Raw genomic sequence first — 14,181 nt, 5'->3', positions numbered from 1 at the left:
TATAAATGGTCTAACTATGTCTGCCCCAAAGTCCTCTCTACCAAATAAACCTATCGCCTCTGAACGAGTACGTTCTGCTGATCTGCCTGTTGCATGGATTATGATGCTAGGATTAATGGTTGCGGTAGGGCCTTTATCCATTGATATGTATCTGCCTGCGCTACCATCAATGGCAGATGATTTTGGCGTATCTACGGCATTTATGGCCAACTCTGTGCCAGCGTATTTTTTGGGTTTGGTATTCGGGCAGTTATTTTATGGCCCTTTTAGTGATCGTGTCGGCCGTGTTAAGCCTTTATACATAGGCATGACACTATATGTGATTGCGTCCATTCTTTGTGCGACCACTGACAATGAATATGTATTATTTGTAGGGCGAACGATGCAGGCATTAGGCGCTTGTGTAGGGGCAGTGGTGACTCGCGCTGCTATTAGAGATCGCCTAACCGCCAAGCAAACCGCAAAAGCTTTTTCGATTATGATTTTGGTCATGGGTCTGGCACCCATACTAGCGCCGTCGCTTGGTGCACTATTTTTACAGTTTTTTGATTGGCATTCCATTTTCTGGTTTTTGGCCGCTTTTGGTGCCCTAAATTTATTGCTTACTAAGTTTTTCTTTTTTGAGACATTGACCGAAGAAAATCGTAATGTGCGTCCTGCAAAAGAAGTGCTTAGTCAGTATTGGGATTTATTAAAAGATCCAACCTTCAACTATCCAGCGATTGGTGGCGGGTTGTTGATGGGTGCGATGTTTGTCTATATCAGCTCAGCTTCTGAATTAATCATGGACACTTATGGCGTCTCGGCCACGCACTTTGGCTGGTTGTTTGGGATGAATGCGGCGGGCTTTGTGGGTTTGACTCAGCTGAATCAGTGGTTGACCAATCGCTTTCGTATCTTGAGCATATTACGCTTTGGGACGATGATGCAGGTGCTCTCTGCAGGCACATTGTTTGTTGTCGGTATATTTTTGGGGACCGATGCTTGGTTGCCACTGGTGCTGGCGTGTATTTTCTTTTGTATTGCAGGCTTGGGATTGACCCAGCCAAACGCCTCAGCGATTGCGCTGGCTTTTCAAAAGCAGCGTGCGGGTATGGCAAGCGCGCTGCAAGGCTCGCTGATGTTTTCAGTGGGTATTTTTGGTGGTTTATTATTAAACTTATTCCCTCTTAATCCAGTGTTAAAAATCGGTATTGCACTTTTTGTCCTGATGAGCTTGGGTGCGTTTTTAATCTGGCAGATAGACCGTAACCTAAATCTTGACGATGCAGAGTAAGTATAAGGTTTCATCGTAAATTAAGTACTTATAAAAAGCACCCATACGTTTAGAGCGTATGGGTGCTTTTTTATGTCTGCTATTAATTTGTGTATAAGATTTTCTTTTTGATAAAGCTTTTTCTACAAGTTCTATAAATATTAATAATATATATATTGTATAGATATATATGAATTATTATGTATGTATAACTAATTGTATATAACTGCCAAACATTATTATTGCAATTGTAAAGTTAGGTAAGTATTATCTAACGTAACTTTCTGTAAGTAAATATTATAGGAATATTGCTTAACCTCTCTAGATTGTCATTCATTAAATTGCATAACCACATTAATTCTCAAGGATAGATTATGAAGCAGCTATACCGAATATTACCAGTCGTTTTAAGCGTAGGTATCTTTGGATGCAGCAACTCTAGTACACCAGAAAGTACTGCTGCTGAGAACACACCTGCAGAAGGGCAGGAGGAGTTTGTCAGTAGCCTTCCAGATTCAGCGCCAGTTTTAAAAGTAGCAACCACAGGGACCATGCCTCCTTTCTCATTTCAAGATGACTATGGCAATATGCAGGGCATTGACATTGACTCTATTCGCGCGCTTGGCGAAGAAGAAGGGTTCAAAGTTGAGTTTTATAAAGAAACCTGGCAAAACATGTTCGATACAGTAGAGTCGGGCAGTCGTGATTTGGCGATTTCAGGCATCTCTTATAAAGATGAGCGTGATGCTAAATACGGGTTGTCTCAGCCTTACTTCTTTAACCCTGCCGCCATCATGTATGCAAAACCAGAACTAAATATTAACAGCCTAGATGATTTGCAAGGCAAAAACATCTCTGCAATGGAAGGCTCTAAGCAGGTCGATCAAGCACAGCAAATGGGTAAGTACAACAACTTCTCGACCAGAACGACTGCCTTTTTATTGTATGAAGATTTAATGCAAGGCAAAGTAGATGCGATTTTGCATGATCTACCTATCTTGCAATATACGGCAAAAAACCATCCTGAGCAAAAAGTAACCATCGTTCCTTATGAAGGGCAAGACAATCCATCAGCACAGCAGGTTATTTTGATGGCAAAAGGTAATACTGAGCTCATTAACAAAATCAATGACGGTATTACCAAGCTAAAAGCGGAAGGTAAGTTTAAAGAGATTGAAGCTCGCTGGCTTGGTGAGACTACGAGTCCAACGGCTAGTGCTTCTGCCACCACTGAACAAGCAAACTAAGGGACGTTTGATATGGCTACAATAAATAATGGAGATAACAAACGTTATCGCGGCTTGATTATTTCGATTGCACTGTTTTTGTCTTTGATCGGAGCTTTGCTTGTATTTACTTTCTATACCTCAAGCTTGCTTGAAAGAAACACGGTATTGATTGATCAGACCAACCAAGTAGCAAACAGCGCACAGTCAGTAATTAAAGATCTGTTCGATTTGGATAGCAGTTACGGTGAAGATACCAGCTCGCCGCACATTCAGCGTGTATTGGAGCGTTTGGAACAGAATACAGCACTGATTAACAATACGTTGACGGCTATCGGAGAAGGCGGCACGATTACCGACGATGCTGACGGCAAAACGTACAAATTACCGAGCGTTAGCGGTAGTGCGCAAGAAAATGTACAAGCGGCAAACGAGCAATGGCAGCTACTTGAGCCTAGAATTGAAACTTACTTAAAAGATGCTGATAACGTACTGGTCGATTCATCAGATGATTTGACTCAGGCGGTAGAGCAGGCAAAAACCTCAAGTTTGCTAATGAACGAATCATTAGATGATTTGACCAACGAAGTGTTTGATGATGCAGAACGCCAAGCCAATACCATTCGTCTAATTCAGGCACTTGGGGTTGTTGCGATTTTTGCTTACTTCTTGATCTTCGTATTCTTCTTTGTACGCCGCTTACGTGAGACCGATGCTGAGGCATTTGCTGCTCGTCGCGAAACGCAAGAGATTATGGAAACGGTAAATACGGGCCTATTCCTACTGGACAAAGACTTAAATATTGGTCAGCAGCACTCGCGCGCGCTAAACAGTATCGTTGGTTCTGATAGGCTAGCAGGAGAAAACTTTACCAACGTCTTGCGTGGTCGTATTTCTGACAAAGATCTTAAGACCACTCAGCAGTTCATTGAGCAGCTTTATAATCCTCGAGTTAAAGAAAAATTGGTAGATTCTCTAAATCCTTTGCACAAAGTGATGCTACATAACAGCTCTGATGATAAAGGACTTAACAATCGCTTCTTAGACTTTAAATTCTCACGTGTTTATGAAGACAAAGACATCGCACGTATCTTGGTCAACGTCAATGACGTGTCAGATGCTGTTTACTTAGAGCAGCGTTTAGAAAAAGAACGCTCGCAAAACGATATGCAGATTGAGATGTTAACCACTATCTTGAATGTAAATCCAAAGATCATTAATGAGTTCATTAGCAACACCCAAGCGCATATCGAGCGTATGAACAACATCTTGAAAAATCCTGGTAGCTCACAATACGAGCTTGAAGGCAAACTAAATGCGATCTATCGTGAAATGCACAGCTTGAAAGGTGAGGCATCGGCACTAAAACTGCATAGCTTTACTAAAATTGCGTCAGAAGCAGAAGACAAATTGCATGCCTTGCAAAATCAAGGCCAGCTATCGGGTAATGATTTCTTACAGTTGGCAGTACACTTAGATGACTTACTAAGTCTATCAAATACCATTGCGACCTTGGGTGAACGTATTAACCGCTCAGCACCGCCTAAAGCGGCGACAGCCAATACGCAAGCCCCATTAAGCGATTCTGCTTTAAAAGACAGCGTGGCAAAAACAGCTGCGGTAAATAGTCAGCCAGCGAGTAGCATCAGCACTGATGGCGGTTTAGATATTGATCTAGACGGTGAAAGCAATGATGATCGACTGTCTTTTTACAATGACTTTGCAAAAGAGATTGCCGCTAGACAAGGCAAGCAAGTACAGCTAAAAAGCACGACACTGGCGCAAACTCACATACCAGAGCATCTTGCCAAGCCAATTAAAGAAATCAGTATCCAGTTACTACGAAACGCAGTTGTGCACGGTATCGAAGCACCAAGTGTTCGTCATTCGGCTGGTAAGCCTGAAGTCGGTACGATTGACTTAGAAGTACAAGATAACGGTTCAGATTTCATACTAGTAGTGCAAGATGATGGCCAAGGTATCGATTATGACAGCATCCGTAATAAGCTAAGCAAAGAAGGTCGCTTTAGTGAGGAAGAAGCAAGCCAGCTCAGTCAAGGCGATTTACTCAAGCAGTTATTTTCTTCTGGCTTCTCAACCAAAGAAAACGCAGATGAAGATGGTGGACGCGGCGTTGGACTGGATATCATCAAAGCGCAAGTAAAAGACTACAATGGTAAGCTGAACGTAAATAGTGAGCTGGGTCAAATGACACGGTTTGTCATTACTTTACCAAAAGCTTAATTAAAAACAGTAACGATATTGTCAGGGACGACAAGCATTTCATTAAAGGTAATAGACAAGTTATGCATAAATTAATGATTGTTGATGATTCAAATATTATCAGAAACCGTATTCAGCGCGCATACGATTCAGGAAAGTTCATGCTGGTTGCTACCGCAACTAGTGGCGTTCAAGCCATTGAAAAATTTAACATCCATCGTCCTAACGTGATCACCATGGACTTGACCATGCCACAAATGGATGGTCTTGAATGTATCGAAAAAATCATTGCGATTGATCCTGATGTGCGTATTTTGGTCGTGTCAGCGTTGTCTGATAAGGCCACTGGCATCGAAGCTTTATCACTAGGTGCCAGCGGTTTCTTGTGCAAGCCTTTCTCAGAAGAGGAGCTCGTGGAGTCTTTGTATGAGCTGATGCAAGACTAATACCATTCATCGATTAAAGCAGATGTCATTATGAAAGAACAAAAGCTACAGATTTTTTTGAGTATTATTAGTAACTATTTTAATCAGTTTGGTGGCGAAGAGCTAATTGCTGACACCCCTTACTTATTAGAAAACAAACAGCCAAAAGTCCACGATTATACAGGCGTTATTGGTATATCAGGTGGACAAAAAGGCGTGGTGTATTTTTCGGCAACTCGTCAATTACTGTCTTCAATATTGGATAGCATGGGTGAAGCTGATAAGAGTGAGGAAAACTACATCGATTTGGCTGGTGAAGTTGCCAACACGATTTCGGGTAATGCGCGTAAAGAGTTCGGCTCTGAATTTCATATCTCTGTGCCGTTTGTGTTCAAAGGCGCACCGCAAAGTATTGTGTTGCCGAACGATGAGCGTTCTTTTATCATTCCCATCACTTGGCACTCACAAGTTGGCGAGATTGTGGTTTGTTTGCAGGACTAATGCTGCTGTCACGTAATACAGATGGATATTAATATATTATGTTTAAAGTAGAAAAGTTGGGTGTGTTTCTAAGCTCGATCAATTCATTTTTTGCGCAGATCGACGGCTCAGAAGTATCTATCGATACCCCTTATTTGAACAACAATAAAACGGCGATTGGTTTTGATTATAGTGGTGTCATTAAGATCTCAGGGCCTCTTGAAGGCTGTGTCTATGTCAGTGCACCAAGCGTAATGTTGCGAGAAGTGATAAATGTGATGGGTGAGCCTGACTCTTCGATCACGATGATGAAAGACTTGCTGGGTGAAATGGCCAATACTATCTCTGGTAATGCCCGTACAGAATTTGGTTCTGAATTCATTATCTCTACGCCGCAGATTGTTGAAAGCGCACCAAGTGTGTCTTACTTACCTAGAGATCGCCAAAGCTATATCACGCCATTCACATGGCGCGGTTACAAGGCTGTGATTGGTATCTGTATTGCATAATCTAATATGAAACCATTCATATAAAGTCTAAAGCCAGAAATAAAAAGCGATACGAATGTGTCGCTTTTTTTATTGCACTACCGATCTACTGTGTCTGTAACGCATTGAGGCACTATGAATAAACTGCTGGAGACTTTAAGGTATTATGTGATAAAATACAGCGCAGCTATTTTTATAGTTTAGATATAATTAGTTTAAACGCACAATGGCTTATTTTTGAAACCAACCAATGACACACACATCATGGCAAAAAATTGCTGGGTGTTTGGCGACTTGATTAATTTGCGAACCATTAGGGCTTTAGTAATAAAGACTAGTTAGTAGCAGATGCGTGTCGCCAAATAGGCTGTTTTTGTGATGTGGAGGCATAACCCAACCAATAGGATATATTATCATGGCTACAAAGAATCCAACCAAAATCGAAATGCGCGACTTACTACAAGCTGGCGCTCACTTTGGTCACCAAACACGTTTTTGGAACCCAAAAATGGGTCCATACATCTTTGGCGCACGTAACAAAATCCATATCATCAACTTAGAGCACACCGTAAAAGCGTTCAACGAAGCGTTGACTTACGTAAACGGCCTAGCTGCTAAGAAAAACAAAGTATTGTTTGTTGGTACTAAGCGTGCTGCAAGCGGTATCGTACGTGAGCAAGCGGCTCGTGCTGGTATGCCATACGTTGACCATCGCTGGTTAGGTGGTATGTTGACTAACTGGAAAACACTACGCCAGTCAATCAACCGTCTAAAAGAGTTAGAGAAGCAATCAGAAGACGGTACTTTTGCGAAGCTAACCAAGCGTGAAGCGCTAGAGCGTACCCGCGATATGGAAAAACTTGAGCGTTCACTAGGCGGTATCAAAGACATGGGCGGCCTACCTGATGCTATCTTCGTTGTAGACGTAGATCACGAAGCCATCGCGATTAAAGAAGCTAAAAACCTAGGTATCCCAGTTATCGGTATCGTTGATACCAACTCTAGCCCAGACAACGTTGACTACATCATCCCAGCTAACGATGATGCTATCCGTGCTGTGACTTTGTACGTAACTTCTATGGCTGATGCTATCATCGCTGGTAAAGAATACGCACAAACTCAAGCTGGCGGTAAAGCTGAGCAAGAACCTGCTACTGAAGAAGCACCAGCTGCAACTCCAGCAGAGTAAATAGCTGAGTTAAAAAGTTTAACTTTGTAAGGATATCTTGATAGTGTGGCTATCAGCATCCATATAATGTTATAAACAGCGTATAAGCTCATAATAGGCATGATGTAGTTTTACTCGTCATGCCTTGTTATTGAATAGAGCATTATTAATGAGGCCGTTATACATAACCGAGTAGCTAATGGGCGAGTATTATCGTTCGTACTGGCTATAGCACTATGTTTTTAAGATGTTATCTTTTTGACATCATTGATGGCTATATTGGTAATGACTCAAAATGAGCGGTCTTGCTAGATTTAAAGCAACATTAAGATATCGAATAGACATTAATTCCTCTTATACATAACTATACTAAGGTGACTCTTATGACAGAAGTAAAAGTATCTGCCAAAATGGTAAAAGAACTGCGTGACCGTACTGGTCTTGGCATGATGGAATGTAAAAAAGCGTTAGAAGAATCAAACGGTGATGTTGAAGTTGCCATTGATAACCTACGTAAATCTGGTCAAGCAAAAGCAGCTAAAAAAGCGGGTAACATCGCAGCTGATGGCGCTATCATCATCGCTCAAGGCGAAAACAAAGCATTCTTGTTAGAAGTTAACTGCCAAACTGACTTCGTTGCAAAAGACGACAGCTTCACTGCTTTTGCAGAAAAAGTGGCTAACGTTGCACTAGAAAACAACGTCACTGATGTTGCTGCTATCTCTGAATTGCCTTATGGTGATGGTCAGACGGTTGAAGAAGCACGTGTATCTTTGGTACAAAAAATCGGTGAGAACATTCAGGTTCGCCGTGTTGAAGTACTTGAAGGCGCTAACATCGCTGCATACCGTCATGGTCTACGTATCGGTGTAGTGGTTTCTTATGAAGGTGGCGACGCTGACACTGGCAAAAATCTTGCCATGCACATTGCAGCATTCAACCCTGTGGCTGTCGATGATGAAGACGTTGCTGCTGATGTATTGGCACGCGAAAAAGACATCATCGAAGCCAAAGCAAAAGAGTCTGGCAAGCCTGACAACATCGTTGAAAAAATGATCGAAGGTGGCCTACGTAAGTACCTAGACGAAGTAACTTTGCTACGTCAGCCATACGTTATGGACAACGACAAAAAAGTTGGTGATGTCCTAAAAGCTGAAGGCGTAAAAGTACTTGGTTTCAAACGTCTAGAAGTTGGTGAAGGCATTGAGAAGAAGCAAGAAGACTTCGCTGCTGAGGTTGCTGCAACTCAGGCTGCTAACAAGTAAGCACCAAGTAATAACTAAGTCATATTGGAAAATACTGTGAGTGCTGATTTAGCGCTCACAGTTTATCTTTATAACTGATGACCTATCAAAATATAAAGCGTCCAAGCACAAAAAAGCCCGTTAAGAAATTAACGGGCTTTTTTGCGTCTGGCTTTTTAGGTCGCCGGTCTATTTCATTTCTAGCTTAGCTCTGGCTTAGCGTAAAGCATCATAAGCTGAGTTAGCATAGCTGGCACTATTCACATTATTGCTAGTGCCGTAACTGACGTTGCGCAATCCACTGTTAATGGTGCTACTCGTTTGATTGCTGGCACTCATACTGGCGCCAGATAGCCCAGCATCATTCTTATACAAGCTATGATAACGGCTCATGACTCTTTGCACATAGTTACGGGTTTCTTTAAAAGGAGGAATACCGCCGTATTTATCGACATTACCTTCACCTGCATTGTAGCCTGCGACGGCATGTTCGACATTGTTATTGAAACGGCGCATGAGCCAAGCGATATATTTGGCTGAGCCTTCAATATTATCTGCAGGGTTCCAAGGGTTACTCACATTAAAGCGACGAGCCGTCGCTGGCATTAACTGCATGAGGCCTTGCGCACCGACAGGTGAGCGAGCATTGGGATTGAAAGCAGATTCGGTATGCATCATTGCTTTCATAAGGGCAGGATCTACGCCATGACGTTCAGCAGAGGCGCGAATGTAGCTGTCGTAAGCATTGCGGCTACCACTCTTGCTAGCGGCACTGCTACCATAGCCATTGCTACTATTAATGCCGTCATACATTTTAGAGTCTTTATAATAAGTGACTTTAACTTTCTTAGTGAATTTATCAAAATTGCCACTAGGATTGACGTTGGTCAGTAGTACTTGTCCAGCTTTGTCTTTATAGATATACATATTGCCAGCGTTGGCAGCAGTAGAAAAAGTAGAGAGAGCAATCGCACTTAATAAAATAGGAGACAAACAGCGAGTAATCAAAGTAGCAGTATTTATCATAGTGTTATCACTTTTTATCGAATAATAGCAAATTGTTTTGCCTATAGACGCGTCATTTTACGCGCTTAAGCGGTCATCGGGGTTGCAGGATTTTATAGCTCGTTATCGATATAGCCACCTAGCAAATACCACGTTTAACAAGAACCACTTGCAATAGATACAAAAAATAATAGTTGCTTACTATAACATATAATAACTTTTTACCGTATCAGATTGACAAAATAAGTTGTAAAATCAAATTTTTATCGTTAAACAAACTTAAATAAATCAAAATGCTATATTTTTGAAGATTGTTAAATATCTGTTTATATTGGATTACAGGCAAGCACTTTTTTGATGCATACCTTATTTTAACTCTCTAAAATGCAAAGGTGATGACAACGGTTGGATGAGCCAAATGTCATGTCTATTAGTCTCGTTACTGAGTAAGCAATAACAATAAAAATAATGATTGAAATGATGAAACAGTGCTCAGTCATCTGTCAAAGCGGTAAGCAAAGTCAGTCTAGATGCCTAACGCACTGATAAATACAGGCACCCAAATGGCGGTCACTAAACCATTGACTGCCAGTCCAAATGCCGCATATCGTCCTGCCGTATGGCTGATTTGCCACGCTTCTACTGTACCAAATGCGTGAGCCGCCAGTCCAAGTGCAAGACCTTTAGCTCGATCATCATTGATACCGCGAAACAAAAAACGGGCGACAGCGCCGCCAATGAGACCTGAGACGATGATGATCAGGTTTGCCAGTGCTAATGGCGCATTGATTAAATCGGCAACACTGAGGCCAATGGGAGTAGTCACAGAACGGGTAGCAAAAGCAAGTATGCTGTCGTGACTCAATGAAAATAGATAAGCCAATGACATGGGCAGTAGGGCACCAATGACACTAGCAATAGCAACGATCAAAGAGAGCTTTTTGACAGGCAGTCCCTTAAAGTTCATTGCGGCTAGTGGCACCGCCAAAAGTACTGTGACATATCCTAATAGATGATCGAATATAGGCTTTGCCGCGCTGTAGTAGTTGTCATACTCCCATTGCAATAAAAATAAGAAGACCAGTACCAAAACGAGCGCGGTAATTACCATCGGTAACCATGATAATTTACGCGCTAACATACGTGCAATGACGTGTGCCGCCAAGGTTAGAAGTACGGCTGCTAAGGTCGCCATAAATACGCTGTCAAAAGTCATAATATCTCTCCGCAGCTCACGGCTGTTCCTTTTGCTGATTCGTCGTGCCGCTGTCGGCATTGGCATCTTGATTCAACCAGCGATTGGCCAGTAGCGCGAGTCCCCACATCGGTATGAGCGTGCTTACTATCATTGTGACCATCACGCCCAACAGCTCATCTCCTAGCGCGAATAGCAGTAAGCCTGCACCCGCTGAGACGGGCAGAAATGCAAAACCACTATCGACGAGGAGGGTGTTACTGGCTTGAGTGAGCCAGTTAGGCAACCCTTTGAGCAATCGCCATATCATCAAGATAACAAACATCGCCACCAAGCCGACAATATTGGCGGCTTTTGCGATACCTGCCAACTGACAAAGAACCACAGCCGTCTCTCGGACAACGATAACCATGGTCAACGTTAAAATTAACGAAATCCATAGCGGGAGATGGGAGGAGTGAGCAGGCTTCATAAGCAGTGTGGCCAAGTCAGATATAGGTGATGAGTTTATAAAAACGAGCGGGCGATGGTATCAATAATATAACGTGAAAAATAATATTATGAACGCTGATAATAGACACTAGTGACATTTCAACTTTTGAGTGGCGAGTATTACCTATCAATATTTGTTGAATGTATAACCGTTGATTATATAGAGAATAAGCTTACTAATAAAGCTTGTAGACACATTCAAAAAAATAGACGATATCGATTGATACCGTCTATGCTATTTTAACCTACTGTATAAAAGATTGCTGTCTAACAGTATGAATCAAAGGTTTACTTATCTATTAACGTCAACAATCGTTTTTCAGCAGCGACTATTTTTCAGAATCAGCGGTTTGTGAATTGAGCGCATTAAATTCGTCAAATGCTCTTTCTTCTTCTGCTGTCATCGTCGGCTCTTCAACTTCATGTTCGTCGGGCTGCTCAAATTCCTCAAGTACTGGCATCAGCAATGTCGCTTGTGCAAGCGGTAATACATCGGTGGGCTTGAGATTGGCTTGTCCGAGTAGTTGTCTTAGTCTATCGCTTGGTAAGCGAATCGTCAAGCACTCATGGCCGCTATCATCATAGCTTTCTTCTTCAATAACACCAAGCTCGTACAAGGTGTTTTTTAACTGTCCTGCATGATAGGGTAGCGTCAAATCAAAAGTGGTCAATGTGCCAGTTAGTAGCTGCTGCACGGCGAATGACAACTCTTCTATGCCTAAGTTCTCTCTAGAAGACACATAGACACGATTAGGTTGACCTTCGCTAGCATAACCAATATGTGCAGGCTCGTCAGTCAAATCAATCTTATTATAAACATTGAGTACCGGCACATCGTTATCAATCTCAGCCAGTACCTCTTTGACCGCCTGAATTTGCTCATGCATATCTTCACTAGAAGAATCGATGACGTGTAATAATAAGTCCGCCTCTAGCGTCTCTTCTAGCGTTGCATGAAAGGATTCAACCAATTCATGCGGCAGATGACGAACGAAACCGACGGTATCAACCAAGACTACACGTCCCACACCTTGCCAGTCTAAGCGGCGTAGCGTTGGATCGAGTGTCGCAAATAGCTTATCAGCTGCATATATATTTTCATCGACTAAGCGATTAAATAAAGTGGATTTGCCCGCATTGGTATAACCAACCAGTGAGATAGTCGGTACGTCTGATTTTTGGCGACGTGCCCGGCCCTGAGCACGAGTCTGTCTGACCTTCTCAATTCTACTTTTGAGCTGCATGACGCGCACTTGTAGCAAGCGACGATCGGTCTCAAGCTGGGTTTCGCCGGGGCCACGTAAGCCAATACCCCCTTTTTGACGTTCCAAATGCGTCCAACCACGGACCAAACGTGTCGATAAATGGTTTAGCTGAGCCAGCTCTACTTGTAGCTTACCTTCGTAAGTACGAGCCCGCTGAGCGAAAATGTCTAAAATCAAACCAGTACGATCCAAGACGCGGCATTTCACCAGCGCTTCGATGTTACGCTCTTGTGAAGGCGACAAGCTGTGGTTAAACAGTACAATATCCGCATCATGCTCGCGCACCAGTTCTGCAATTTCCTCCGCTTTACCGCTACCAACGAAATACTTGGCGTCAGGGCGTGCACGTGAGCCTGTGACCAGTGCCAAGCGATCGGCACCTGCTGAATCCGCCAACAATTCAAACTCATTGAGATCATCAGGATCTTGAATTTGGCGAATGTCTAAATGTACTAAAATGGCGCGCTCGCCACCTTCATGTCTTTCAAAATAATCCAAAGAGTATCACCTATTTAATAAAGTAAATATATCGCTATTATCAGTTCAGTATACTTTGATATAGCGTTCATATGATTGTCTATATGTGGTCTTATCACTTGATATTAAAGGGTATGAGCACAATTAGCGATGGTTTTATGTTACAGCGATGACTGGGATTAATTTTTTATAAATCTGCTTTATTGCGCGTTTGTATAAAAGTGAGCAGCCACTGAATGGACACCCTATCACTGAGCGTATGAACTTTGTTATACTGGGCTCGTTTTTTTGACTATTAAACACCCATTATTTAATCATGAGGGCGAAGATGAGCCAAGCTAAATCAAGCTTTTCACTCAGACGACAGTTGGGACGCGGTAAGCAAATTGCTGGCATGACCACCACCATCGCTGGTGGTATGCGTGCCGCTCAACGCATTGGGGCATTTAAGCAGCCACCACGCGAAAAACTACCACGCTACATCCAAACGTTTTGTCGCAAGATGGCAGGCTCATTTGGGGTCAAGGTCGTTGAGGTGGAACCTGTAGAGCAGCATCACGGCTTGTGGGTGTCAAACCATGTGTCATGGATGGATATTCCTGTCGTTGGTACCGTGAGTCCAGCGTTTTTTTTATCCAAAGCTGAGATTGGTGAGTGGCCTGTGTTTGGCAAGCTCGCGCATGCGGCAGGCACGCTTTTCATCGAGCGTGGCTCCGGTGATGCAGGCTCAGTGTCATCGCAAATAGCTGATTTCTTAGCCAAAGGTTTTTCGGTGATTTTCTTCCCTGAGGCGACCACCACCAGTGGCAAAAAAATCAAGCGTATTCATGGGACATTGCTCCAGTCAGCGATAGATGCTGATGTGCCTATCAGACCCATTGTTATCGCTTATGTCGATAAAGATGGCACGCTTAGCGACGCGCTGCCATACTATGGCAAGATGACAATGACCGACAGCATGAAAAAAGTGCTCGATAGCAAAGATGTCACCGCGTATGTATTGCCATTGGCACCGATAGATCCAAAAGGCTGTACCAAAAGCGAGCTGACCAATTTGTTGCAAGCACGTATGCAAGAAGGGTTGGCAGAACTGCATTCACGAGTACTTCGTGTACCCGTTGAAGATTGATTATTTATAGCTAAACTAGCTTAGTTAATAAAAAGGCGCAAATCGCGAGTTATATATATGACTGCGATTTGCGCCTTTTTTGTGTCTATAATAAATGCAGGTGTAGCAA

The 14,181-nt window shown here is 42.7% G+C and carries 13 protein-coding genes; 9 read left to right on the top strand and 4 right to left on the bottom strand.

Annotation, left to right across the window (positions count from 1 at the left end):
- The first annotated feature begins 16 nt into the window (after positions 1-16).
- The 8 genes from AOT82_RS06400 (at position 17) to tsf (ending at position 8,530) form a co-directional block, all read left to right on the top strand.
- Positions 17-1,276: a multidrug effflux MFS transporter gene (locus AOT82_RS06400; protein WP_071002288.1), complete on the top strand. Its 1,260-nt coding sequence runs from the start codon at positions 17-19 to the stop codon at positions 1,274-1,276.
- 353 nt (positions 1,277-1,629) lie between these two features.
- Positions 1,630-2,502 (top strand): substrate-binding periplasmic protein, encoded by an 873-nt coding sequence (locus AOT82_RS06395; protein ID WP_058025791.1) that lies wholly within the window; start codon positions 1,630-1,632, stop codon positions 2,500-2,502.
- A 12-nt stretch (positions 2,503-2,514) separates the two neighbouring features.
- Positions 2,515-4,725, top strand: a complete 2,211-nt coding sequence (locus AOT82_RS06390) for an ATP-binding protein (protein WP_071002287.1) — start codon at positions 2,515-2,517, stop codon at positions 4,723-4,725.
- A 62-nt stretch (positions 4,726-4,787) separates the two neighbouring features.
- Positions 4,788-5,150: a response regulator gene (locus AOT82_RS06385; RefSeq protein ID WP_058025789.1), complete on the top strand. Its 363-nt coding sequence runs from the start codon at positions 4,788-4,790 to the stop codon at positions 5,148-5,150.
- 30 nt (positions 5,151-5,180) lie between these two features.
- Positions 5,181-5,630: a chemotaxis protein CheX gene (locus AOT82_RS06380; RefSeq protein ID WP_058025788.1), complete on the top strand. Its 450-nt coding sequence runs from the start codon at positions 5,181-5,183 to the stop codon at positions 5,628-5,630.
- A gap of 38 nt (positions 5,631-5,668) precedes the next feature.
- Positions 5,669-6,118 (top strand): chemotaxis protein CheX, encoded by a 450-nt coding sequence (locus AOT82_RS06375; RefSeq protein ID WP_071002286.1) that lies wholly within the window; start codon positions 5,669-5,671, stop codon positions 6,116-6,118.
- Between the two features lie 394 nt (positions 6,119-6,512).
- The gene (gene rpsB, locus AOT82_RS06370; RefSeq protein ID WP_071002285.1) at positions 6,513-7,286 is read left to right on the top strand and encodes a 30S ribosomal protein S2; all 774 of its coding nucleotides are present in this window, start codon (positions 6,513-6,515) and stop codon (positions 7,284-7,286) included.
- Positions 7,287-7,648: 362 nt separating this feature from the next.
- Positions 7,649-8,530: a translation elongation factor Ts gene (gene tsf / locus AOT82_RS06365; RefSeq protein WP_071002284.1), complete on the top strand. Its 882-nt coding sequence runs from the start codon at positions 7,649-7,651 to the stop codon at positions 8,528-8,530.
- Positions 8,531-8,725: 195 nt separating this feature from the next.
- On the opposite strand, the gene AOT82_RS06360 is transcribed toward tsf, so the two are convergent.
- From AOT82_RS06360 to hflX, 4 genes are all read right to left on the bottom strand, one after another.
- Positions 8,726-9,535: a lytic transglycosylase domain-containing protein gene (locus AOT82_RS06360; RefSeq protein WP_071002283.1), complete on the bottom strand. Its 810-nt coding sequence runs from the start codon at positions 9,533-9,535 to the stop codon at positions 8,726-8,728.
- Positions 9,536-10,040: 505 nt separating this feature from the next.
- Positions 10,041-10,730 (bottom strand): LrgB family protein, encoded by a 690-nt coding sequence (locus AOT82_RS06355; protein ID WP_071002282.1) that lies wholly within the window; start codon positions 10,728-10,730, stop codon positions 10,041-10,043.
- A gap of 16 nt (positions 10,731-10,746) precedes the next feature.
- Positions 10,747-11,181 (bottom strand): CidA/LrgA family protein, encoded by a 435-nt coding sequence (locus tag AOT82_RS06350; protein ID WP_071002281.1) that lies wholly within the window; start codon positions 11,179-11,181, stop codon positions 10,747-10,749.
- Positions 11,182-11,530: 349 nt separating this feature from the next.
- Entirely contained in the window at positions 11,531-12,964 is a 1,434-nt protein-coding gene (hflX, locus tag AOT82_RS06345; RefSeq protein WP_071002280.1) for a ribosome rescue GTPase HflX, read from the bottom strand.
- A 307-nt stretch (positions 12,965-13,271) separates the two neighbouring features.
- On the opposite strand from hflX, the gene AOT82_RS06340 reads away from it, so the two are divergent.
- The gene (locus AOT82_RS06340) at positions 13,272-14,072 is read left to right on the top strand and encodes a lysophospholipid acyltransferase family protein (RefSeq protein ID WP_071002279.1); all 801 of its coding nucleotides are present in this window, start codon (positions 13,272-13,274) and stop codon (positions 14,070-14,072) included.
- The last annotated feature ends 109 nt before the right edge of the window (positions 14,073-14,181 follow it).

This window comes from Psychrobacter sp. AntiMn-1, assembly GCF_001854065.1.
Classification (GTDB): domain Bacteria; phylum Pseudomonadota; class Gammaproteobacteria; order Pseudomonadales; family Moraxellaceae; genus Psychrobacter; species Psychrobacter pacificensis.
Note: the sequence above shows the minus strand (reverse complement) of the source record. Positions and strands in the feature narration are given on the sequence as shown.